Consider the following 22,630-nt stretch of genomic DNA (forward strand, 5'->3'; position numbering starts at 1 on the left):
GTGCCCGCCACGCGCGCCCCGGTCGTGGCGCCGGCGGCCGGAGAGCCGGCGCGGGAGCCGCGGTGGGGTGAGCCGGTCCGGGGGCCGCAGCGGGCACGCGCGGCGGCGCAGGCCGCCCACCTCGGGCTGCCGCCGCTGGCGACCACCACCATCGGTTCCTTTCCCCAGACCGCGGAGCTGCGCGCCGCCCGCGCCGAGCTGGCCGCCGGGCGGTTGAGCGTGCGCGACTACGAGGAGCGGGTCCGCCGGGAGATCCGCCAGGTGATCGCGTTGCAGGAGCGGCTCGGCCTGGACGTGCTGGTGCACGGCGAGCCTGAGCGCAACGACATGGTGCAGTACTTCGCCGAGCATCTGGAGGGCTTCGCGGTCACCCGGCACGGCTGGGTCCAGTCGTACGGATCTCGGTGCACGAGGCCGCCCATCTTGCACGGCGACGTGCGCCGTCCCGAGCCGATCACGGTGCGCTGGACCCGGTACGCCCAGTCGCTGACCGGCAAACCGGTCAAGGGCATGCTCACCGGGCCGGTGACCATCGTCGCGTGGTCGTTCGTCCGCGACGACCTGCCGCTGCCGCGGGTGGTCGCCCAGGTGGCCGACGCCATCCGCGGGGAGGTGGGCGACCTGGAGGCCGCCGGCGCGGCCATCATCCAGGTGGACGAGCCCGCGCTGCGCGAGCTGATGCCGTTGCGGGACTCGGGCCGGGCGGCCTATCTGGAGTGGGCCGTGGGCGCCTACCGGTGGGCCACCTCCGGCGTGGCCGACCGCACCCAGATCCACACCCACCTGTGCTACTCCGACGCCGGGCAGATCCTGGAGGCGATCGACGCCCTGGACGCCGACGTCACCAGCGTGGAGTCGGCCCGCTCCGGCGGGCGTGTCCTGGCCGAGCCGGCCGTGGCCGCGTTCGCCCGCGGCCTTGGTCCCGGGGTGTACGACATCCACTCCCCGCGCGTGCCGGAGGTCCGGGAGGTGGCCGCGGGAATCGAGGCGGCGCTGCGCGCGCTGCCGGCCGCGAGGGTGTGGGTGAACCCCGACTGCGGGCTGAAGACCCGCACCTACGAGCAGGTGGAGGCGGCGCTGGCCGGCATGGTCGCCGCCGCCCGCCAGGTCCGCGCGGCCGCAGGCGATGCGGGGCGCGGCGAGGGCGGGGCGATGACCGCGGGGGGCGGGGCCGCGTCAGCGCTCGCCGGGGGTGAGGGCGCGTTGCATGAGCACGGTGTCGATCCAGCGGCCGTGCTTGTAGCCGACGGCCGTGAGGACGCCCGCCCTGGCGAACCCGAAGGCCTCGTGCAGGGCCAGTGAGCCGGTGTCCCCGGTGTCGGCGATGACGGCCACCATCTGGCGGGCGCCGGCCTGGGCGGCCCCGGACAGCAGCGGGCCCAGCAGGGCCCGGCCCAGTCCTTTGCCGGTGTGCCCGGGGGCCAGGTAGATGCTGTCCTCGACGGTGTGGCGGTAGGCGGGTTTGGGGCGGAAGGGGCCGGCGTAGGCGTACCCGGCGACCGTTCCGCCGAGGTCTGCCACCAGGAACGGCAGCGCGCGCCCGGCCAGGTCGTCCAGGCGCCGCCGCCAGTCGTGCGGGCCCGGTGGGACCTCCTCGAAGGTGGCGACGCCGCCGAGGACGTAGTGGGTGTAGATGGCGGCGACGGCAGGCAGGTCCTGCGGTGTCGCCGCCCGGATGGTCGCGTGTTGTTCGGGCACGGCGCTCCCGCTCCTCGTTGATCGGCCACGAAACGGCTGTCACCGATATAGCAGATGGGCGGTGGGCGTCGTGCGGCAGGGGGAAGGCGCGTGACGGCAGGCCGGCGGGTTCCCCCGGTGCCGCCGTCGCGGTGACGGCCGCAGGGCATCAGGCGGGTGGTCGGCGGGCCGGGCGCGCCGGTGGGGCCGCGAGATCACCGTGCTCGGGGCGCCGTTCAGGTGCCGGGCGCGTCGTCCGGCGTCGAGGCGCGAACCTGGGCGAGCCGGCGCCGCAGGCGGGCTCGTTCGGGTTCGGTGCCGGCCAGTTCCAGCGCCTGCCGGTAGGCCGCGGCGGCCTCGGGCAGGCGGCCGAGCCGGCACAGCAGGTCGGCGCGCGCGGCCGCGAAGGGAGGGTAGCCGCGCAGCCGCGGCTCGCCGGCCAGTTCCTCCAGCAGCGCCAGGCCGGCCTCGGCGCCGTCGCGCATCGCCACCGCCGCGGCCCGGTTCAGCGCGACGACCGGGGAGGGCGCGATCGTGAGCAGCACGTCGTACAGTGCCACGATCTGCGGCCAGTCGGTGCTCGCGAGGTCTGGGGCCTCGTCGTGCAGGGCGGCGATGGCGGCCTGGACTCCGTACAGGCCGGGCGGGCCGCCGGTCAGCGCGACCACCACCAGGTGGCGGCCCTCCTCGATCATCGCGTGGTCCCAGCGGCGACGGTCCTGCTCGTCCAGCAGGACCGGTTCGCCGCCGGGGCCGGTGCGGGCCTGGCGCCGCGCGTGGATCAGCAGCATCAGCCCGAGCAGCCCGGCGACCTCCCGTTGCCCGGGCAGCAGCCGGCGCAGGATGCGTGCCAGCCGCAGGGCCTCCTCGGCCAGTTCCAGCCGCTGCAGGTCGGGGCCGGAGCTGGCGGCGTACCCCTCGGTGAAGATGGAGTAGATGACCTGGAGCACGCCGGGCAGCCGTTCGGGGAGTTCGTCGGCGGTGGGGACCCGGAAGGGGATGCGGGCCTGGCGGATCTTCTTCTTGGCCCGCACGATGCGCTGTGCCATGGTGGCGGAGGGCACCAGGTAGGCGCGCGCCACCTGCGGTGTGCTCAGGCCGGCCAGGCAGCGCAGGGTCAGCGCCCCGCGGTCCTCGGCCGCCAGGGCCGGGTGGGCGCAGGTGAAGAACAGTTGCAGCCGTTCGTCCGGCAGGTCCTCGCCCGCGTCGGCGGGCGGGGCGGAGCCGGCCCGGTCGGCCTCCACCTGCAAGATGGCGAGCCGGGCGGCGTAGGCCTGGTCGCGCCGCAGCCGGTCGACGGCCTTGCGCCGCGCCGTCGTCAGCAGCCAGGCTCCCGGTCTGGCCGGGACGCCGTGGGAGGGCCAGTGTGTCAGGGCCGCCTCGACGGCCTCGGAGGCGACCTCCTCGGCGAGGTCGAGGTCGCCGAAGCGGCCGGCGAGGGAGGCGAGCAGCCGGCCGCGTTCCTCGCGGAACACCGCCTCCACGAGGGGTCCGACGGACTCCGCGGGCCTTTGCGGGGAGTCCGCGGCGTCGTCGGCGTCGGCGGCCTGTTCTGGCACGGTTCGCGGCCCTTTTAGAAGTCGGCGATCGGGCGTACCACGACCGATCCGCCGTCCTGGGCGCCCGGGCAGCGGGCGGCCCAGTCGAGTGCGACGTCCAGGTCCGGCACGTCGATGACGTAGTAGCCGCCGAGGACCTCGCGGGTCTCGGCGAACGGGCCGTCGGTGACGGTCCGTTCGCCCCCCGGGCCGACGCGGACCGTCGTGGCGGTGGTCAGGTCGGCGAGCGAGTGGGCGGCGACCAGGATGCCCGCCTCGTTCACGGCCTTGTCGTAGGACTGCCAGTCCTCGAAGGTGCAGGTGCCGGCGGTCTCGTCCCCGGAGCTGTTGATGAGCAGCATGTACTTCACGGTCGGTCTCCCCTGTGTCGTGGTGTCGTGTGCCGTCGCCGGGTTTCGGGGTCGGCGTGTAACGGTGTCGCGGTGTCGTCTCGTGGTGAGGCGTCCTACGACATCACGACGAACGGGATCGGGTCATATCGACCCGGCGTCCGGATTTTCTTCGCGGCGGGTGCGGGTGCGGGGTCACCGTGCCCGGTGCGGGCGATCTGGGGGGGCGTGGCCGCCGAGGCGCGGCGGGCGTGCGGGGCCGCTCGCGGCAGAGTCGCGGGGCATTGACACCCGCTTGTCACATTTTCCGATGTTCTATTGTCACTTATGAGATGGGCAGGGTGGGCAGGAGGACGGGGGCGATGTGGACGTGTACGAGGCGGTCAGGAGCCGGCGGGCGGTGCGCGAATTCGCCGGCCGTGAGGTCCCGAGGGAGGTGCTGGAGCGCGTTCTGTCGGCCGCGGCGTGGTCGCCGTCCGGGTCGAACCTCCAGCCCTGGCGCGTGTGGGTGCTGACCGGCGGGCCGCTGGCCGAGCTCAAAAGGCGCGCCGGCGAGCGCGTGGCCGCGGGCGATCCCTGGGACGAGCGGGAGTATGAGATGTATCCGCCCGATCTGGAGTCCCCCTACCGTGAGCGCCGGGCCGCCTTCGGCAGGGAGCGCTACAGCGCACTCGGCGTCTCGCGCGAGGACTGGGAGGCGCGTCAAAGGGCCGCTTCGGAGAACTGGCAGTGTTTCGGCGCGCCCGCCGCCCTGTTCTGCTACATCGGTCGCGACATGGGCCGGCCGCAGTGGGCCGACGCCGGCATGTACCTGCAGACCGTCATGCTGCTGCTGCGCGCCGAAGGGCTGCACAGCTGCCCGCAGATGGCGTGGTCGGTGTACCGCAGGACGGTCGCGCAGGTCCTGTCGCCTCCCGAGGGGCTTGTTCTGTTCTGCGGCATGTCGATCGGGTTCGAGGACGTCACGGCGGGTCACGTCCGTACGGGCCGGGCGCCGCTCGACGAGACGGTCACGTTCGTCGAGGGTTCGGCGCTGCCCTCGCCCGCGGTGTGACTTGGGCGTCTTGTGCCTTTTTGCCGTCGCCGCCCGGTGCCGTGGACCATTGCCCGGCACCGGGCCGGCCGCGCGGGGAACGCCGTGCGGCCGCCGCGGACTCAGGGCTTGATCGGCGTCACAGGAGCCGGCGGGTCAGGGGCGGCCTGGTGCGGGTGATCAGCGCGGCCACCGTCGCCAGAATGGGCGGGCCCGCCACCGCGGCGATCACGAACGGCCACGGTATGGCGATCGTGGCGGGATCCGCGGCGCCGTGCGTCGTCATCGGCCGGCTCAAGGCCACGCCCGTCACCGTTCCCGCGGCCAGGCCCACCAGTGCGCCGAGCACGGAGATGTAGAGCGCCTGGCCGGCCACGACCATCCGCAACGTCCCGGGCGGGGCGCCGATGGCCGCCATCGCCGCCCGCTCAGGCCGCATGTCGGCGGCCGCCAGGCGGGTGGCGGCCAGCGTGCCGCCGACGACGAGGATCGACGCGCCGACGAGCCAGCCCCACAGGCCGGGGTCCGGCACGTTGCGGTAGCCCTCCTCGGAGGCGACCGTGACGCGGGAGGTCACGCGGGCGAGATCGCGCCACAGTGCCGAGCCGGCCGGCGGCCGGTGCATGGCGTACAGCTGGCGCTCCGCCGTCGAGAAGCCCGCCTGCTCGACCAGGGCGCGCGGCAGCAGGGCGCCGCCCTGGTGGGCGTCGGCGGGCGTGGCCGTCACGGCGGGCACCTCCAGCGTGCGCGGGGGGCCGGAGGTGGAGCTCGCCCGCAGCGTGAGCCTGCCGTCGCGTACCGCGGCCGCGTCGAACACCACGGCCCTGCCGCTCGCCAGCGCCGCGGCCGCCTGCGGGTCATGGCGCCCTTGCAGGAGCCTGAGCAGGGCCTGGTCTCCGATGGCCGCGGTGCGGCGCGTCCGCGTCCCGTTCCATCGCGTCGTGTACCGCAACGCGTAGCGGCGGCCCTGGGCGTCCCTCGCCTGATAGCCGGAGGCCAGCGGCACGCCCGGCAGCCGCAGGACCGTCTCGGCGCGCAGCCTGTTCCACGCCGGATCGCCGATGGGGCCGGCCCATATCGCCAGCATGCCGGTCGGGCGCGCCGAGGTGTAGGCGTCGCGCCGGTCGATGTACTCGCTGTGGGTGCCGATGCCCACCGCCACGACCGTGGCGGTGACCGCCATGACGGCCGCCACGGCGCTCGCCGTGCGGGTGCGGTTGCGGACGGCGTCGCGCACCGCCACCCGCAACGGGAGGCGCAGCCGCGCGGCCGGCCCGCCGGTGCGGCCGACCAGCCATGGCGTCATCATCACCAGCCCGAACAAGACCGGCACCGCGCAGCCGAGCACCCACACCGGGGCCGTCTGGCGCCGCGCCACCACGGTCGCCCCGAGTCCGGCCAGCACCAGCGTGGCCCCCGCCAGGGGCCATCCCGGCCGGTCGGCCGCGGCGGGCGCGCGGCCGGCCAGCACGGTCGCGGTGTTCTGCCGGGCGGCCTGCACGGCGGGCGCCACAGCGGCCGCGAGCCCGGCGAACAGGCCCAGCGCGGCGACGCACGCGATCGGCGGCCAGGGGATGTCCGGCGGGCCGAGCCACCCTCCCCAGCGCGCCAGGACCGGGGCGCTGAGCGTGCCGGCCGCGATGCCCAGCGCCGCCGCCACCACGGTGGCCGCGCCGCCGAGGATCAGCCCGTCGGCCAGCACGATCGTCCGCAGGTGAGCGGCCGAGCCGCCCTGCGCCGCGATCTCGGCCAGTTCCCGGCGCCGTCTGCGGAGCCCGACCGCGAAGGCGGGCCCGGCCAGCAGCACGACCTCCAGCCCCACCATGATCACCATGGCGCCGATGCCGACCGTGTACTGGACCTCGGCGGCCGAGCCGCGAGTGGGAGCGGTCGGCGGGCTTGTGAGCATGGTCCGGGAGGTGACGAACATCCCGGCCGCGTTCAGCGTGGGCACGTCGGCCCAGGACACGGGCCGTGCGGTGTCGGCGAGCCATCCGGCGCCGTACCCGAGCGGCGACCACATGTCGTCCAGCGGCGCGAGCGGGAGATCGGGACCCACGACCATGCGCAGCGACGGCCGGTGCGGGTGCTCGGCCACGCCCACCACCTTCAGCGGCGCCGCGCCGTCCGGCCGCAGGAGATCGCCGGGGCGCAGGCCGGAGGCGGGTGTGGCCGCGACCTCGCCGGCGGAGGGGAACCTGCCCTCGCTCAGCGTCAGCGTTCCCCTGGTGAGGGGGTCGCGCAGATCGGTCTCGGTGGCGTCGATCCGCTCGGCGCCGATCCGGAGCACGCCGGTGCTGAAGGGGATCACCCGGGCGCCCGGTCCGAGCAGCGCCGCCACCTCGGCGGCGCCGCGCCTGGGCGTGGTGGCCGCCGTGTCGCCGCCGGTGCTCCAGTTCGCCCCGCCGGGCTGCTGGTGGAGCACCGTGCCCTCGGGTACCTGGACGAGGCGGGCGTCGGCCGCGCCGAGCTCGGCCGCCAGTCCCTCCGTGGAGGTGACGGTCATGGTCTCGGTGAGGGTGAGAACCGCCGTGATCACCAGGACGGGTAATCCGATCATCACCATGATGAGCGCGCTTCGTCCCCGGGAGCGCCACGCGGTGCGGCGGGCGATGCGCAGCGCGGCGGCGGTGGCGCTCATCGGGCGCTCACCAGCGACGCGTCCGTGGCGTCGGCGATCATTCCGTCGCGGAGGAACACCACACGGTCGGCCCAGGCGGCGTAGCGTGGCTCGTGGGTGATGAGCAGGACCGCCGCGCCCGCGTCACAGCGAGCGCGTAAGGTCTCCAGGATCTCGTCGCCGGTGCGCGTGTCGAGCGCGCCGGTCGGTTCGTCGGCCAGCAGCAGGCGCCGCTCGCCGACCAGAGCGCGGGCGATCGCGACCCGCTGGCGCTGCCCGGCCGACAGCTCGTCGGGGAAGCGGTCGGCCAGGTGTTCCACACCGATCTCCGCCAGCACGGCCATGGCCTGCCGGCGGGCCGGGCGTGCGCGCACGCCGTCGAGCTCGCGCGGCAGCATCACGTTCTCCGCCGCCGTCAGCGAGGTGATCAGGTTGAGGTCCTGGAAGACGTAGCCGACGCTGCGGCGGCGCAGCGCCGCCAGGTCGCGCACGGTGGCAAGGTCTCGCCCGTCGATGTGCACCGTCCCCGAGGTGGGCCGGTCGAGCCCGCCCGCGAGGTTGAGCAGGGTCGACTTGCCGGCCCCCGACGGGCCCATGACCGCGACCAGTTCTCCCTCGGCGACCTGCAGGCTCACGCCCTTCAGGGCGTGTACGGCCGTCGCGCCTTCGCCGTGGACCCTGGTCACCTCTGCCAGCCGTACGAGCGTCATCTTTCCTCCTTCAGAAGGGCTTCGCAGTGGTCGAGCCACCGTTGCTCGGCCTCGGCGTGGAAGATCATCGAATCGAGCACGAGCCGCTGGGCCGCGGTCTGCGCGGTGGCTCGCTTGGCCCTGGTCAGCTGCTGGAGGGCGTGCATGGTCGCGGTGCGCTGCGCGCGGATGACCTCGGCGATGTCGACCTCCTTGGCGGCGACGGCCATGGCCAGTTTGATGACCAGCTCGTCTCGCGGCCGGTCGGACTGGACGACGGGGGTGGCGAACCATCGCGCCATCTCCGCCCGCCCGGCCGTGGTGATCGTGTGGACGACCCGGCCCTGCTCGTCCGGCTCGCCCGGCGTGACCAGGCCGTCGCGCTCCATGCGTGACAGCGTCGTGTAGACCTGGCCGATGTTGAGCGGCCAGGTCGCCCCCGTCGACGCCTCGAACTCGACCCGCAGTTGGTAGCCGTGCCGGGGCCCCCTGCTGAGCAGGGCGAGCAGCCCATGCCTGATAGACATGGATACCAAGTATGCATATTCAGTATGCATCGCTCAAGGGTTCCGCCGCATTCGCGCACGAGCGCGCCGGTGGTGGTCAACGGCGTCCGTCGCGGCCGGCGCGGCCGGACGGCAGGCGGCCGGGGCCGGGACCGCCCTGGTCACCGCCAACGGGCGGGACGCGGCCCCGGCTTGGCGCCGCCGCGGATGGTCTCGCGCTGCCGCCGCCCGCTCGTGAGCCGGCCGCTAGCTCAGGAACTCCGCCACCTCGGCCTGGCCGGCGAACCGTGCCCACTCCAGCGGCGTGGCGCCGTGATCGAACTCCCGTAGCGACCGGTCGGCTCCGAGCTCCAGGAGCGCTCGCACCATCGGCAGGTCTCCTGCCCGCGCCGCCTTGTGCAACGCCGTCGACGGCAGGCGCGCGTTCACGTCGAAGCCCAGCGCGCAGGCCAGCCGTACGGCCGGCACGCGGCCGTACTCCGCGGCCTTGATGAGCAGGTCCCGCCGTTCGTGCCGCAGGCGCCGGAGCAGTGCGCGGTCGCCGCTCACCAGGCGTTCGAGCTCCCCGCGATCCCCTCGCATGATCGCCGCTTCCACCGCGTCCGGCCCGCCTGGCGTGCCGCGGGCGCCGGCGTCGGCGAGCAGCCGCGCGACCTGCGAATGCCCGCCCAGCAGAGCCAGCTCCAGCGCCGTGTGCCCGCCGAAGAACAGATGCCCGCCGCCTTTGGCGCCGGCGGGCGCGCCGTGCGCCAGCAGGCACCGCATCCGGCGTGCCTGGCCGCGCAACGCGGCTGTCAGCACCGTGTTCGCCAGCATGCGGGCCGGCGGGTCCTGCACGCGTCCCAGCCGTGCCTTCCACGGCCCGCCGTCCCCGCGGCCGAGGCCGAACTCCAGCAGCAACTCCAGGTAGCCGGTGTCGTCACCTCCGACTCCGCGGTTGTACAAGGCCTGCCCGTCGTTGGCGTCCGCCCCTGCCTCCAGCAACACCCGGGCCAGTTCCAGGCCCAGCGGATGCGGCGGTTGTCTCAGCTCTCCCCCGCCCAGCGCCCCGGTCAATGCGGTGAACGGCGGTCCCAGTCCCTCAGGCAGGTAGCCGGCATTCGGATCGGCTCCCGCCGCCAGCAGCACCCGCGCCGCTCCCACCGCGTCGGCCTGCGCCACGCGCGAGAAGGCCAGATAAACCAGCGGTTCCCAGCCGAAGGGCCCACCGCATGCCCGGGCCGACGCGGGATCCGCCGCGACCAGGCGAGCCATCCCCGCGGCGTCGCCCACCGCCGCCATCGTCCACACCGACGCGCCGGCCGTCTCGGGATGGGCGGCCAGCAGCCGCGCCGCGGCCTCGGTGCTCGGGGGTCCCTGGTAGGTCAGGCAGGCCAGCCGCAGGAACTCGGTCGCGGGATCGGCCGAGGGGCCCACCGCCTGTGGCCGGCGCGCGAACGTGCCCACCATCTTCAGGTGGGCCCGAAGCCGGGGCCAGCTCGTGAAGCCGTACTTGCAGGCCACGATCAGTTGCGCATCGGCCAGCCGCAGGTCCGACGGCGGTTGCGGCAGTGGTACCGGACGCAGCCACCCTCCGGCCGTCGCGAGCGCGAGGACCTCGCCCGCGCGCACGTCGCGCAACAGTCGCTTGGCCTCGCTCTTCAGGTGGTCGAGGCTGGGGTTTTCGGGCAGGCGGTTCGCCACGAAGACCTCCCTTTCGGATACTGCCCGACGTCCGCACCTTCGGGCCGAAAAGGAGGAATGGCACTGTGACCAGCATGCTGAGGCTCGGGTGGGCTGAGCCCTTTCCGCGGACCGGTCGCGTCCCGAGACGCTGATCCGGATCGTACATCCTGTTCCGGAGTGTCCGCCATGCCGTTCGTGCGCCACCACATCGGCATCGACGGGCACGACGGCTTTCACCTGCCCGACGCCGGCGATCGACCCGACCCGTCCGGCCTGGCGAACGGCCCGGTGTCAGCGGCTTCACCGCTCAGAAATCCTCCGCCTCGCCGTCGGTTCTGTCAGCCCTCGCACCGCTGGAAGGATCGATGACCATGACCGACACCAGACCGCTGGGCGCCGACGAGGCCGCGTTCCTCGCGGCGGCCCGCTCAGGCGACCCGGCGCGGTTCGCGCTCATCACCGAGCGCCACCGGCGTGAGCTGCAGGTGCACTGCTACCGGATGCTCGCGAACTACGAGGACGCCCAGGACCTGACGCAGGAGACGTTCCTGCGGGCGTGGAACAAGCGGGAGTCGTTCAAAGGCCACGCCGCGCTGCGGACCTGGCTGTACCGGATCGCGACGAACGCCTGCCTGGACTTCCTGGAGAAGCGCAACGACCGCACACCCGTGCCTGCCGGGCTGCCGGGGGCGGGCTCCGAAGTGCTCTACCTGCAGCCCTACCCGGACCGGATGCTCCCGGAGGACCCGCAGGAATCGGTGGTGGCGCGGGAGACGATCGAGCTGGCGTTCATCGTCGCCGTCCAGCATCTGCCGCTGCGGCAGCGGGCGGTGCTCATCTTGCGCGACGTCCTCGGCTGGCCGGCGTCGAAGGCCGCCGACGCCCTGGAGCTGACCGTCGCATCGGTGACCAGCGCACTGCAGCGGGCGCGCGTGACGATGCGCGAGCAGCTGCCCGGCCGCCGCCTCGACTGGCGGAGCCCCGCCACCCACGAGCTGCCGGAGGACGAGCGGAGCGTGGTGAAGTCGTATATGGACGCCCATGAGCGCAACGACCTCGACGGGCTGGTGGCCCTGCTGCGCGACGACCTGCGCTTCGCGATGCTGCCCGAGCCGGGCACCTCGGTCGTCACGGCCAAGGACGCGGTGGACGGCTGGGTCTCCGGTGGGCTCTTCCAGCGCGGCCACGACGACTGGCGCTGCATCGCCACGACGGTCAACCGCATGCCCGCCGCCGTGCTGTACCTGCGCACCCCCGGCGACCCGGAACACCGGCTGTTCACCATCGCGGTCCTGCGCATCGTCGACGGCAAGATCGCCGAGCTCACCGGATTCGACGCCACCGGCAAACCATGGCTGAGCCTGCCCGCGACGCTGTGATCAGACAGGCCCCGCATCGTCGGCGAGTTCAGCGCACGGGCCGGCGTCACCGTCGTCCTCATCTTCGGCGAGCCGGTCGGCAGCTCACCCGGAAGCGCGAGGAAGGGCCGGGAAAGGTTCCCTCATCGCCGAGGGTCACGGTGAGCACGCCAGATAAGGATTTCCGGCCTGGCCTCACGAGCCGGGCATTCGGCCCGAACTCATCGCCTCGTCTCGTACCTGGTCAGCACCACGCCGCCGGGAAACGTCCGGGTCTCCACCAGGCTCAGGTTCACCCAGTTGTCCAGGGCTGCGAAGAACGGCGTGCCGCCGCCCACCAGGACCGGATGGGTGACGATCGCGTACTGGTCGATCAGCCCGGCCCGCATGGCCGCCGCGGCGAGCGTGGCACCGCCGATGTCCATGGGGCCGCCGTCGTCGGCCTTGAGCCTGGTGATCTCGGTGACCGCGTCGCCGGTGACCAGACGGGTGTTCCAGCCGACCGTGCCGGTCGTGGAGGAGAACACCGCCTTCGGCATGTCCCGCCAGCGGCCGGCGAACTCGATCGCCGCCGGGGTGGCATCCGGCTGCTTGTCGGCGGTCGGCCAGTGGGAGCTCATCGTCTCCCACAGCTTGCGCCCGTACAGCGCCAGGCCCGTCGCGTCCACCCGGTCGGACCACCACTGGAACAGCTCGTCGCTCGGCACGCTCCAGCCGATGTCGTCGCCGGGCGCGGCGATGTAGCCGTCCAGGCTCATGTTCATGCCGAAGGTCAGTTCGCGCATCGTGCCGGCCTCTCGTGAGTCGATCTCACACCTACAGACGGGCGCGGCGCGCAAACCTCATCGGTGCGCGATCCGCGTCCGCAGGTGATCCTCGCGTTCCGAACGACGCGGCTGAGCACCACCGGGTCACCATCACGATCACCAACAGCACCGTGTCCATGGACCGCATTGTTCTGCCCGATCTGCGGCCGTTCCAGCCGGGGTGACAAGGTGGCGGCGTCTCCAACACAGGATCCGTTGCTGGGAATTGTCACGGATGTAACATGGGCGGCGCGTGACGGGGAATACGGAGGCGTCGGGCCGGTTGCTGATCAGCGTGTCCACTGCCGGGGCCGCCCCCACCTTGCGCGTGCAGGTGTGGCGCAAGCCGCGTCCGCTGTATTCGCAGCAGCCGGTGTGTCTGCTGCACGAACGCGAGCAAACCCTGCGGCACAGGCGCCGCCCGCTGGACCGGATGCTGCGGCTGACCATCACAGATGCGGCTGAGGAGCGGCAGATCATCGGCGAGTCCGACGCCGCCCGCGATGCCGAACACGCCGAGGTGCTGGAGCGGCTGCCTGCTTTTCGGCAGGAGCCGGCCGCAGAGCGGGCCCGGGGCCGGGCCACGTATGCCGAGGTCGAGGAGTTCGAGGCCGATCTGGAGCGCTTCCGCTCCTGGATGGCCAAGATCGCCGCCCGGAACTATTTCGCCGCCCCTGCCGGTGCCGCGGCGTGGGCCGCTGTCGAGGACGCGGCCGCCGATCTGGCGGCTTTCGAGCAGGCCGCGCTCGCGGCCGAAGGCCCTGCTGATGGCCTTGCCGGGACGATCGGGGCCGCTGAGCAGGAAGGAGGCCGGCGATGAGCGGGATCTGGGGATGGGATCTGTTGATCGGGGTCGTCGTCGCGCTGCTGGTCGCGTGGCTGGCGTTGATCGCGACGTTGGCGATCGTCCGGCCGCGCGGCGGGTTGCCGCGCGAGGCGCTGCGGCTGCTGCCGGACGTGCTGCGCCTGGTGCGCCGTCTGGCCGCCGACCGTAACCTGCCGCGCGGTGTCCGCGTCCGGCTCGTCCTGCTGCTGGCCTATCTGGCCTGCCCGATCGATGTGGTGCCCGACTTCATCCCGGTCCTGGGCTATGCCGACGACGCCATCATCGTGGTCGCCGTGCTGCGCTCGGTGGTGCGCCGCGCCGGGCCGCAGGCCGTGCGCCGGCACTGGCCCGGCACCGAGGACGGCTTTGCCGCCCTGGTCCGGCTGGCCGGGCTCGGCAAGCCGCCGGCCGTTGGTTGATCGCTTCGTCTTGGACGATATGAACAGTCATGCTCCCAGGCCAGGAGCCCCAGGTTTTCGTGCGTTTCCCAGGCGCGTTGCCCGAGGTGATGAGGGGAAGAGCGGTCGGTGCGCAGCGCTCGTGGTCGGCGCTCACGAGATCAGTTCTCCTCGGCAGTGCGGTCGGCGGCCGAGACGTAACCGGCCGAGGCTGCCCAGGGGGTGCCGGGACCGAGCTTCGGCTCGCCGGCTCCAACGGCCGCACCGGCGTGTCGTCCGGCCACCCCTCGGTCGGCGGCGAGGTCGGCGGCGAAGCTGCTCGCGGCGCCGGGGATCGCCGAGCGGCATTCGACCTTCCGGCGGGCGCGGCGGGTCTTGGCCGCCGCGTTATCGGTGATCTGCCGCGTCTGCTCCACCATGGCCAACAGGGCGTTCTCATCGACCTGGGCGCGCTCGCCGACAGGCCCGCGGGCCGGTCAGGACGTCACGGTCACGTGAAGGATCCACTGCCGTTGCGGGATCGTGCAGGCGGGTACCGTGTGCAGGCACGGGTCGTCGGTCATGGTGACCACGTCCACCGTGCCCGGTTGAGCGGCGTCGTACGTGGCATGTAGCGGTCGCCCGGTCGGGAATCCGCCGCTGAGCTGTCGCAGGGTGAGCGCCGGACGGCTCACCCTGGTCGGCTGGTAATTGCGGGGAAGGTCGACGACGAGCGTGTCGCCGACGCGCATACTCACGGTTCGGCCGCTGTCGGCCTCGTTGACCGTTGTGGTCTGGTTCGCCGGTACGACGATGACGTGCACGAGCCATCGACGCTGGGGCACGGTGCAGCGGGGCACGGTGTGCAGGCAGGCGTAGTCGGTCTGAGTCCGTAGGTCCGCGGTGCCCGCTGTGCCGGCGAGGTACGTCGCGGCCAGTGGATGCCCGGTCGGGAACCCGCCGCTGCCCGACGTCTGCGTCAGCGCCGCGCCGCTGGTGGTGATCGGGTCGTAGCCGGCGGGCAGCGTCACCGCCACCGATTGGCCGACGGAGATGGTGACCGTGCTGCCGTCGGAGGCCTCGGTGAGCGTGGTGCCCGCGGCGACCGCGGCGCTTGCTCCCAGCTGTGTCACCACCAGCATTCCCGCGACCACAAGCGCACCCAGTCGTGCCGCCCAACCGCCGATCGCAGACATGATCGCACCATCCATCCGGTACCGACTGGTGTCAACGACACGGGCGCCCGCGACAACCGGATCCGCAGGTAGGCGAGGCGTCGATGGGGATCGGTCGGTGAACCGTTCATTGCCTGCCGCCCGCATGTCGGCCGCGATCCGGAATCGGCCCCGGTAGGACGGCTGCTAAGCCCGCATCACGGCCTGCCGGCAAGAATCGCGGCACTGGCCCCAAAACGAGCACCATCGCCGCAGGTCACTACGCGCAAACGCGACTCACCCCGGAACCGGATTTCGGCCCGGAATGCTCATGGGTAAGTTCGGCGCTCATCTGCTGATAACGAGTCGGCAGCGTGTTTCCGCAGGTCGCGCCGCGCGCTAAGTGATTTATGCCAGGCCGCGGAGGGCTCCCGGTTACCACTCTTGCGCCCGGCCGGCAGCCGGGGCGGCAGGGCGGATGTTCCTCGCGGGCCTCGTAGGCGCGCCGCCGGGGGGGCGAGGAGCATGCCCGGGGGCGGGTCAGCCGGCCGGCGGGGGGACGGTGAGCATGGCGCGGGTCGCCTCGTCGACGATCTCGCGCATGACCCGCTCGGCGGCCTCGGCGTCCCCCGCCTGCACGGCCTGGGCGACCTCGGCGTGCCGGCGGATCGCCTCCGGTTCGGGGCGGGCCGGCATCAGGTGGTGGCGGGTGCGGCCGGCGAGCACCTCGGCGACCACGTCGCCGAGCGCGGCGAGCATCTCGTTGCCGGACGCCTCGAGCAGCGTGCGGTGGAAGAGGGTGTCGGCCCGCAGGTAGGCCGCAAGGTCGCCGGCCCTGCCGTGCACGGCCATGCTCATGACCGCGCCGGTGAGCTCCCCGCACTGCCCGGGGGTGGCGTTGCGGGCGGCCAGGGCCGCGGCCACCGGCTCGACGCCGCGGCGCAGGTCACCCAGCGAGCGCAGTTGCCCCTCGCGGTCGCCGCCCTCCAGCCGCCAGCCGATGATGCGCGGGTCGAACAGGTTCCAGCGGGAGCGCGGGGCGACGGTGACGCCGACGCGGCGCCGGCTCGCGACCAGGCCCATCGCCTCAAGGACGCGGATGGCCTCGCGGATCACCGATCGGGACACCCCGAAGCGCTCTTCGAGCTGCTCGATGCGCAGCACGTGCCCGGCGGGGAGGGCGCCGGAGGTGATCTGGACGCCGAGGCCGGAAAGGACGCTGCCGTGCAGGCCCGTATTGGTCTGGTCTTTGGCTCCCACGGCTGCCAATCCTCGCATGCGAAGACCGGATATCCATCCTTAAGACACAAAGATCTGACTAATTGGGCAGCATCTCTTGATTAAAGCTGACCATTCGTGACAAGCTGTGCGGCAGCCCGTCCGAGAGGCTTCACGTATGAACCCCACAGATCCCCCGCCCCCGACTTCCCCCGGCCCCGCGGGCCAAACCCCGGCGTTGCTGGTCGTCATGGGGGTCACCGGCTCGGGCAAGACGACCGTCGGCGCCGCGCTGGCCCAGCGCCTGCGCGTGCCGTTCGCCGACGCCGACGACTTCCACAGCCCGGCCAACGTGGCCAAGATGTCGGCGGGCGTGCCGCTGGAGGACGCCGACCGCCTGCCGTGGCTGCGCTCCATCGGCGATTGGCTGGCCGGCCACGCCGCCGCCGGGGGCGTGGTCAGCTGCTCGGCGCTCAAGCGCTCCTACCGCGACGTCCTGCGCGACTCGGCGCCGCAGGCGTGCTTCGTCCACCTCGCCGGAGATCAGGAGGTCGTGCGCCGTCGGGTGGCCGGCCGGCCCGGGCACTTCATGCCCGCCTCGCTGGTCGCCTCCCAGTTCGCGGCCCTGCAGCCGCTTCAGCCCGACGAGCACGGCATCGTGCTCGACCTGACCCGCGGCGTCGAGGAGCTCGTCGAGGACTACCTCGCCGCCGCCTCCCCCCAGCGGGCCGGCGGCGCGCCCCCGCCCGGCGCCGATCCCGGTGATCCGGCGGCTCCCGGAGAACGGCGATGAGCGCCTTGATCGCGCTCGCCCCCTCCGGCGGCGCGGCGGTGTCCGCCGGGCGCCTGGTGCCGGCCGCGCTGATCGGCATCGCCGTGATCGTGCTGCTGATCACGCACGTCAAACTGCATCCGTTCCTCAGCCTGACCATCGGCTCGCTGGTCGTCGGCGCCATCGCCGGCCTGCCGATGGCCGATGTGATCACCAGCTTCACCGACGGGTTCGGCTCCACCGCGGCCGGCGTCGGCACCCTGATCGCGCTCGGCGCGATGTTCGGCAAGCTGCTGGCCGACTCCGGCGGCGCGGACGAGATCGTCGACACCATCGTCGGCCGCTCCAGCGCCCGATCGCTGCCCTGGGCGATGGCCGCTGTCGGCGCGATCATCGGCCTGCCGATGTTCTTCGAGATCGGCCTCGTGCTGCTGATGCCGGTGATCTTCCTGGTGTCGCGCCGCTCGGGCCATTCCCTGATCGGGGTCGGCATCCCGGCCCTGGCCGGCCTGTCGGTGATGCACGGGCTGGTGCCGCCGCATCCCGGCCCGCTGGTGGCCATCGACGCGCTCAAGGCCGATCTCGGCCTCACTCTGGGCCTGGGCGTGCTGGTCGCGTTGCCCACCGTGGCCATCGCCGGCCCGCTGTTCGCCCGCTACGCCGCCCGCTGGGTGCCGGTGCCGGCGCCGGAGCTGTACGACTCCAGGACCGCCGAGCCCGGCGTCCAGCGGCCCTCGTTCGGCGTCACCGTGGCCACCGTGCTGCTGCCGGTGGTGCTGATGATGGGCAAGGCCGTCGCCGACCTGCTCACCGCCGAGGGCACCCCGGTGCGGTCGGTGCTGGACTTTCTCGGCACGCCGCTGGTGGCGCTGCTCATCGCGGTCATCGTCGCGATCTTCACCCTGGGCCGCGGCGGGGCCATGGACCGCAAGGCGATCGCCGCCTCGCTGGAGGGCGCGCTGCCGCCGATCGCGGGCATCCTGCTGATCGTCGCGGCCGGCGGAGGGTTCAAGCAGACGCTGGTCGACACCGGCATCGGCAAGCTGGTCGCCGACTGGGTGCAGCACAGCGGCCTGTCGGTGCTGCTGATGGCCTGGCTGGTCGCCGTGCTGATCCGCCTCGCCACCGGGTCGGCGACGGTGGCCACCGTCACCGCCTCGGGCATCCTGGCTCCGCTGGTCACCACCTTGGGCGCCGGGGAGACCTCGCTGCTGGTGCTGGCCATCGGCGCGGGATCGCTGTTCTTCTCCCACGTCAACGACGCCGGATTCTGGCTGGTGAAGGAGTACTTCGGGCTGAGCGTGGGGCAGAACATCAAGACCTGGTCGGCGATGGAGACGGTGATCTCGGTGGTCGGCCTGGTGCTGGTGCTGGCCCTGAACCTCGTCATCTGACCGCTGGTCGGCTCCCGGTGAAGACCTCGATCAGGTCATGGGTGCGCCGTCGCCCAGCATCACGTGGCGGTGAGGACGGCGGCTGGGAATGGTGGCCGCGATCACTCGCGAGGACGTGACCACGCACCGGCTCTCGCCCCCTCGGCACCCGGAGCGGCGGCTCCCGGCGGGCCGCAGGGCCGCTTCCAGCGGATTCGCGCCGCGCTCCCGCGGCCCGGGTCGGGGGCGCCGGGCGGAGGGGGACCCATTGCCGTGCCGGCCTGGCGTTCACGTGCCGCCCAGGGGAACGCGGCACCTGCTAGCCTCACAGGCACTCGCCCTTATATGAACATTTGTCGCGTTCGCATATGGGCGCACCGAAACCAGAAGACATACGGCTGAATAGGGGCGAGGGGCCGGTGGAGATCGAGCAGACCGCACTACCGGGGATCGGACTCAAGCACGAGTTCACCACCCACCAGGGCCGCAGGATCGCGGTGGTGTCCCACCGCGGCGGCCGCCGGGACCTGGTCCTGTACGACCGGCACGACCCCGACCGGGCGTGCGAGGCGATCCAGCTCAACGACGAGGAGGCCGACGCCCTGGTCGAGCTGCTCGGCGCCCCGCGCATCGTCCAGCGGCTCAACGACCTGCACCGCGAGGTCGAAGGACTGGTCAGCGTCCAGCTTCCCGTCGCCGCCGGCTCCCCCTTCGTGGGGCGTCCGATGGGCGAGGCGCGGGTACGCACCCGCACCGGTGCCTCGGTCGTGGCCGTCGTGCGCGGCGCGCAGGTGCACACCAGCCCCACCCCCGACTTCCTGCTCGACGCCGGCGACGTGGTCGTCGTCGTCGGCGACCTGGAGAGCACCTCCGCCGTCGCCGACATCCTCGCCGACGGATAGGCCGACGTGCACACAGCAAGCCTTTTCATCGAACTCGGCGGCATCGTCCTGGTCCTCGGGGTGCTCGGCGCCCTGGCGTTGCGCGCCGGCATCTCCCCGATTCCGCTGTACCTGGTGGCGGGCCTGGCGTTCGGCCAGGGCGGCATTCTGCCGCTGGCCACCAGCGAGGACTTCATCGCGGTCGGCGCCGAGATCGGCGTGGTGCTGCTGCTGCTCACCCTGGGCCTTGAGTACAACGCCGACGAGCTGATGGCCAGCCTGCGCGGCAACGCGCGCGGCGGACTGGTGGACCTGGCGCTCAACGCCGCCCCCGGCGCGGCGGTCGCGCTGCTGCTCGGCTGGGGCCCGGTGGCGGCCGTGGCGATGGCCGGGGTCACCTACGCCACCTCCTCCGGGATCACCGCCAAGGTGCTGTCCGATCTCGGCTGGATCGGCAACCGCGAGACCCCCGTGGTGCTGTCGCTGCTGGTGTTCGAGGACCTGACGATGGCGCTGTACCTGCCGGTCCTCACCGCGATCCTCGCCGGGGTGAGCCTGGCCGCCGGCGCCGTCACCGTGGCCATCGCCCTGGCCACGGCCGGGGCGGTGCTGCTGGTGGCCCTGCGCTTCGGGCGCGTCATCGAGACCTTCGTGGCCAGCCCCAACTCCGAGGTGCTGCTGCTGAAGGTGATGGGGCTGGCACTGCTGGTCGCCGGAGTCGCCCAGCAGTTGCAGGTGTCGGCGGCGGTCGGGGCGTTCCTGGTCGGCATCGCGCTGTCGGGCGAGCTGGCGCACGAGGCCCGGGCGCTGCTCATCCCGCTGCGCGACCTGTTCGCCGCGGTGTTCTTCGTCTTCTTCGGGCTGCAGACCGACCCGGCGGCGATCTGGCCGATGGCCGGCCTGGCGGCGCTGCTGGCCCTGGTCAGCATGGTCACCAAGCTGCTCACCGGCGCCTACGCCGCGCGGCGCGCCGGTGTCGCGCGAGCGGGGCAGGCCCGCGCCGGCATCGCGCTGATCCCGCGCGGGGAGTTCAACATCGTCATCGCCGGGCTGGCGGTGGCGGCCGGCGCCCATCCCGACCTCGGGCCGCTGTCGGCGGGGTACGTGCTCATCCTGGCGGCGTTCGGCCCGCTGGCCGCCCGGCTGCTCCAGCCCCTGATCACCGCCTTCGCCCGCCGCACCGCCTGACCGCCTGACCCGCGGGCCCAGGGTCTCCATCGCCTGGCGGATCGACGCCCACCGCGCCTGACCCGCGGGCCCCCGCGGACCCCGGGGGCGGGCTCAGGCCCGCCCGCGCCGCCGCCAGACCAGGCCGAAGATGAGGACGGCGGCGACGGCCAGGTGCATGCCGATCAGCCTCAGCGCGCTCGCGGTCCCGGCGGCCTGGCCGAGCGGCCCCGCCAGCGACAGCGTCAGCACGGCCACCGCGACGATGGTGAAGATCCGGCGCGGCCGCGAGGTGAACCGTTCCAGCACCGCCAGCAGCGCCCAGGCCGCGAGCCCCGCCACCAGGCTCGCCGCCGCGGCCGCGACCGGCCCGACCTGCTGGAGGGCGCCGCCGGTGCGCACCGTCAGGTCCACGCCGGATGCCGGGCCGGCCAGCGCCCATGAGGTCAGGGCCGTGACGGTGGCGCCCGCGACGGTGATCAGCGCCCGCCGGGCGCCGGTGCGGCCTTCGCGCGCGGATCCGGTGCGGACGGAGGTGGTCTGGCTGGACACGTGCGTCCCCTCTCGACGGCCGGGCGGCCGTCCCGCACGCCACCGGCCGGTGGGCGCCGCGACCGGCCCGCCTGTTTCACGCCGTAAGACTCGCCGCCGCGGCGTGCCTCGCGCATCGGCCGCGCGGCCACCGCGACCGCGACCACCGGCGGCCCCGGCATCGACTTTGGTAGGGTGCCGCCGCCGGGGCGCCCGCGGTTAGCCTGGCCCGGTGGAAGAGGAGTTCTCCTGCCAGGCGGGGGCGCCGCCGAAGCGCCGGCGCCCTGCCGTGGCGGCGGTGGCCGGCGTGCTCGCCGGCATGGGAGCGCTGATCGCGCTGGCGATGTGGGGCCGGTCCGGCCCGGCCGGCGGCATGACCGTCCTGGACATCGCGGCCGGGGTGGCCGGGTGGGCGCTGTCTCCGGTCCTGCTGTGGCGGCCGGTCGGCGGCGCGCTGGCGCTGACGGCGCTGGCGGCGCTGTCGCCCGCGGCCACACCGCCGGCCACGCTGGGGGCCCTGCGGGTCGCCCAGCGGCGCCGCTTCCCTCTCGCCGCCGCGGTGGCCGCCGCCGGGATCGCCGCGCACGCCGCGCAGGGCCTGTGGCGTCCGAACGGCGGCATCTCCTTCGCCTGGTGGCTGGGCCTGGTCACCGTCGCCTACGGCGCGCTGGCCGGCTGGGGCGCCCTGGCCCGTGCGCGCGGCCTTCTGCTGGCCTCGCTGCGCGAGCGGGCCGTGCGCGCCGAGGCCGAGCAGGGCAGGCGGGTGGCCGAGGCCCGGATGATGGAGCGCACCCGCATCGCCCGTGAGATGCACGACGTGCTCGCCCACCGCCTGTCGCTGCTGGCCACCTACGCGGGCGCCCTTGAGTACCGGCCCGACTCCCCGCCCGAGCGGCTCGCCCACGCCGCCGGCGTGGTCCGCGCGGGCGTCCACCAGGCTCTGGAGGAGCTGCGCCAGGTGATCAACCTGCTGCGCGAGGAGGACGGCGAGGGCCACGGCGGGCGTCCGCAGCCCGCGCTGGCCGACCTGCCCCGCCTGGTGGAGGAGTCCCGCGACGCCGGCGAGGTGGTGCGGATGAGCGACGAGGTGGTGCACCCGGACGCGCTGCCCGCCGCGACCGGCCGCACCGTCTACCGGGTCGTCCAGGAAGCGCTGACCAACGCCCGCAAGCACGCCGCGGGACGCCCGGTCCAGGTGGTGCTGCGGGGCCGGCCCGGCGAGCGGCTGGTCATCGACATCCGCAACCGGCTGCCCCGGCAGGGCGCTCACCCGCCGCTCATGCCGGGCGCCGGCACCGGCCTGGTCGGGCTGACCGAACGGGTGCACCTGGCCGGCGGCCGGCTGGACCACCAGGTCACCGCCGGCGGCGAGTTCCGGCTGCAGGCCTGGCTGCCATGGCCGAGGTGACCCGCCCGCTGCGCGTCCTGATCGTCGACGACGACGCGCTGGTCCGCGCGGGGCTGTGGATGATGCTGGACGGCATCCACGGCATCGCCGTGGTCGGCGAGGCCGCCGACGGCGCCGAGGTGCCCGCCGCCGCCGACGCCCACTCCCCCGACGTGGTGCTCATGGACCTGCGGATGCCCCGCGTGGACGGCATCGCCGCCACCCGCGCGCTGCGGCGCCGCCCTCACCCGCCGGAGGTGATCGTGCTGACCACCTTCGACACCGACGAGAACATCTTGCACGCGCTGCGCGCCGGCGCCGGTGGCTTCCTGCTCAAGGACACCCCTCCCGCGCGGATCGTCCAGGCGGTCCGCCTGGTCGCCGCCGGAGAGCCGATCTTGTCTCCGCAGATCACCCGGCGGCTCATGGACCGCGTGGCCACCCATGCCGACGCCTACCAGCGGGCCCGCGCCGCGCTGGCCGTCCTCAGCCCGCGTGAGCAGCAGGTGGTGCTCGCGGTCGCCAAGGGCCGCGCCAACGCCGAGATCGCCGCCGAGCTGTTCATGAGCCTGGCGACGGTCAAGGCCCACGTGTCCGCCATCCTCGGCAAGCTGGGCCTGGACAACCGGACGCAGATCGCCCTGCTCGCCCACGACGCCGGCCTCGCCTGACGCCCGCCCGCCTCGGCGTCCAGGGCCGGAC

The 22,630-nt window shown here is 73.6% G+C and carries 22 protein-coding genes and 1 pseudogene; 11 read left to right on the forward strand and 12 right to left on the reverse strand.

The genetic code is table 11. The annotated features are described in order from the left end of the window. Positions 1–1,302, forward strand: a 1,302-nt coding sequence (metE, locus tag ACFO60_RS29065; protein WP_380846261.1) for a 5-methyltetrahydropteroyltriglutamate--homocysteine S-methyltransferase, incomplete at its 5' end; no start/stop codon positions are given. Here metE and ACFO60_RS29070 read toward each other — a convergent pair. The 3 genes and pseudogenes from ACFO60_RS29070 to ACFO60_RS29080 all read right to left on the reverse strand — a co-directional run. Further along, positions 1,273–1,698, reverse strand: a pseudogene (locus ACFO60_RS29070) (N-acetyltransferase family protein); the annotation flags it as partial. The gene metE and the pseudogene ACFO60_RS29070 overlap by 30 nt on opposite strands. A 215-nt stretch (positions 1,699–1,913) precedes the next feature. Further along, positions 1,914–3,236 carry an RNA polymerase sigma factor gene (locus ACFO60_RS29075; protein ID WP_380846264.1) on the reverse strand — a complete coding sequence of 441 codons (1,323 nt, stop codon included), beginning with the start codon at positions 3,234–3,236 and terminating at the stop codon, positions 1,914–1,916. A gap of 14 nt (positions 3,237–3,250) precedes the next feature. Further along, positions 3,251–3,577 (reverse strand): YciI family protein, encoded by a 327-nt coding sequence (locus tag ACFO60_RS29080; protein ID WP_380846649.1) that lies wholly within the window; start codon positions 3,575–3,577, stop codon positions 3,251–3,253. 352 nt (positions 3,578–3,929) lie between these two features. Between ACFO60_RS29080 and ACFO60_RS29085 the strand changes: the two genes are divergently transcribed. Beyond that, positions 3,930–4,619 (forward strand): nitroreductase, encoded by a 690-nt coding sequence (locus ACFO60_RS29085; RefSeq protein WP_380846267.1) that lies wholly within the window; start codon positions 3,930–3,932, stop codon positions 4,617–4,619. 118 nt (positions 4,620–4,737) lie between these two features. On the opposite strand, the gene ACFO60_RS29090 is transcribed toward ACFO60_RS29085, so the two are convergent. The 4 genes from ACFO60_RS29090 to ACFO60_RS29105 form a co-directional block, all read right to left on the reverse strand. Next, positions 4,738–7,239 carry an FtsX-like permease family protein gene (locus ACFO60_RS29090; protein ID WP_380846270.1) on the reverse strand — a complete coding sequence of 834 codons (2,502 nt, stop codon included), beginning with the start codon at positions 7,237–7,239 and terminating at the stop codon, positions 4,738–4,740. Beyond that, complete coding sequence (locus ACFO60_RS29095) at positions 7,236–7,928, reverse strand: ABC transporter ATP-binding protein (protein WP_380846273.1); 693 nt, start codon at positions 7,926–7,928, stop codon at positions 7,236–7,238. The genes ACFO60_RS29090 and ACFO60_RS29095 overlap by 4 nt, the downstream gene beginning before the upstream one ends. After that, a complete protein-coding gene (locus ACFO60_RS29100) occupies positions 7,925–8,434 on the reverse strand; it encodes a PadR family transcriptional regulator (RefSeq protein WP_380846276.1) in 510 nt (169 codons plus the stop codon). The genes ACFO60_RS29095 and ACFO60_RS29100 overlap by 4 nt, the downstream gene beginning before the upstream one ends. Before the next feature lie 225 nt (positions 8,435–8,659). Next, positions 8,660–10,096 (reverse strand): ankyrin repeat domain-containing protein, encoded by a 1,437-nt coding sequence (locus ACFO60_RS29105; RefSeq protein WP_380846279.1) that lies wholly within the window; start codon positions 10,094–10,096, stop codon positions 8,660–8,662. A 353-nt stretch (positions 10,097–10,449) separates the two neighbouring features. On the opposite strand from ACFO60_RS29105, the gene ACFO60_RS29110 reads away from it, so the two are divergent. Further along, positions 10,450–11,457 (forward strand): RNA polymerase subunit sigma-70, encoded by a 1,008-nt coding sequence (locus ACFO60_RS29110; protein WP_380846282.1) that lies wholly within the window; start codon positions 10,450–10,452, stop codon positions 11,455–11,457. A 200-nt stretch (positions 11,458–11,657) separates the two neighbouring features. On the opposite strand, the gene ACFO60_RS29115 is transcribed toward ACFO60_RS29110, so the two are convergent. Continuing rightward, positions 11,658–12,221 (reverse strand): dihydrofolate reductase family protein, encoded by a 564-nt coding sequence (locus ACFO60_RS29115; RefSeq protein WP_380846285.1) that lies wholly within the window; start codon positions 12,219–12,221, stop codon positions 11,658–11,660. A 304-nt stretch (positions 12,222–12,525) separates the two neighbouring features. On the opposite strand from ACFO60_RS29115, the gene ACFO60_RS29120 reads away from it, so the two are divergent. Continuing rightward, positions 12,526–13,062 (forward strand): Chromate resistance protein ChrB, encoded by a 537-nt coding sequence (locus ACFO60_RS29120; protein ID WP_380846288.1) that lies wholly within the window; start codon positions 12,526–12,528, stop codon positions 13,060–13,062. Continuing rightward, positions 13,059–13,487, forward strand: coding sequence for a YkvA family protein (locus tag ACFO60_RS29125; protein ID WP_380846291.1), 429 nt, complete (start codon positions 13,059–13,061; stop codon positions 13,485–13,487). Before ACFO60_RS29120 ends, ACFO60_RS29125 begins: the two co-directional genes overlap by 4 nt. A 140-nt stretch (positions 13,488–13,627) precedes the next feature. On the opposite strand, the gene ACFO60_RS29130 is transcribed toward ACFO60_RS29125, so the two are convergent. The 3 genes from ACFO60_RS29130 to ACFO60_RS29140 all read right to left on the reverse strand — a co-directional run bounded on the left by ACFO60_RS29130 (position 13,628) and on the right by ACFO60_RS29140 (position 15,859). Next, on the reverse strand, positions 13,628–13,885 hold the full coding sequence (locus tag ACFO60_RS29130) for a hypothetical protein (protein ID WP_380846294.1): 258 nt from the start codon (positions 13,883–13,885) through the stop codon (positions 13,628–13,630). A 57-nt stretch (positions 13,886–13,942) separates the two neighbouring features. After that, entirely contained in the window at positions 13,943–14,641 is a 699-nt protein-coding gene (locus tag ACFO60_RS29135) for a hypothetical protein (RefSeq protein WP_380846297.1), read from the reverse strand. Positions 14,642–15,139: 498 nt separating this feature from the next. Then, positions 15,140–15,859: a FadR/GntR family transcriptional regulator gene (locus tag ACFO60_RS29140; protein WP_380846300.1), complete on the reverse strand. Its 720-nt coding sequence runs from the start codon at positions 15,857–15,859 to the stop codon at positions 15,140–15,142. 136 nt (positions 15,860–15,995) lie between these two features. On the opposite strand from ACFO60_RS29140, the gene ACFO60_RS29145 reads away from it, so the two are divergent. The 4 genes from ACFO60_RS29145 to ACFO60_RS29160 all read left to right on the forward strand — a co-directional run bounded on the left by ACFO60_RS29145 (position 15,996) and on the right by ACFO60_RS29160 (position 20,031). Beyond that, positions 15,996–16,610: a gluconokinase gene (locus ACFO60_RS29145; protein ID WP_380846303.1), complete on the forward strand. Its 615-nt coding sequence runs from the start codon at positions 15,996–15,998 to the stop codon at positions 16,608–16,610. Then, a complete protein-coding gene (locus tag ACFO60_RS29150) occupies positions 16,607–17,983 on the forward strand; it encodes a GntP family permease (protein WP_380846306.1) in 1,377 nt (458 codons plus the stop codon). The genes ACFO60_RS29145 and ACFO60_RS29150 overlap by 4 nt, the downstream gene beginning before the upstream one ends. A gap of 398 nt (positions 17,984–18,381) precedes the next feature. After that, on the forward strand, positions 18,382–18,864 hold the full coding sequence (locus ACFO60_RS29155) for a cation:proton antiporter regulatory subunit (RefSeq protein WP_380846309.1): 483 nt from the start codon (positions 18,382–18,384) through the stop codon (positions 18,862–18,864). A gap of 6 nt (positions 18,865–18,870) precedes the next feature. Beyond that, positions 18,871–20,031, forward strand: a complete 1,161-nt coding sequence (locus ACFO60_RS29160) for a cation:proton antiporter (protein ID WP_380846312.1) — start codon at positions 18,871–18,873, stop codon at positions 20,029–20,031. Positions 20,032–20,124: 93 nt separating this feature from the next. Here the strand turns inward: ACFO60_RS29160 and ACFO60_RS29165 are convergent, their stop codons facing one another. Continuing rightward, positions 20,125–20,562, reverse strand: coding sequence for a DUF6069 family protein (locus tag ACFO60_RS29165; RefSeq protein WP_380846315.1), 438 nt, complete (start codon positions 20,560–20,562; stop codon positions 20,125–20,127). A 211-nt stretch (positions 20,563–20,773) separates the two neighbouring features. Between ACFO60_RS29165 and ACFO60_RS29170 the strand changes: the two genes are divergently transcribed. After that, positions 20,774–21,949 (forward strand): sensor histidine kinase, encoded by a 1,176-nt coding sequence (locus tag ACFO60_RS29170; protein WP_380846318.1) that lies wholly within the window; start codon positions 20,774–20,776, stop codon positions 21,947–21,949. Next, positions 21,937–22,599, forward strand: a complete 663-nt coding sequence (locus ACFO60_RS29175; protein WP_380846321.1) for a response regulator — start codon at positions 21,937–21,939, stop codon at positions 22,597–22,599. The genes ACFO60_RS29170 and ACFO60_RS29175 overlap by 13 nt, the downstream gene beginning before the upstream one ends. Positions 22,600–22,630: the final 31 nt, after the last annotated feature.

The organism is Sphaerisporangium dianthi (assembly GCF_042654065.1).
GTDB classification, from domain to species: Bacteria; Actinomycetota; Actinomycetes; order Streptosporangiales; family Streptosporangiaceae; genus Sphaerisporangium; species Sphaerisporangium dianthi.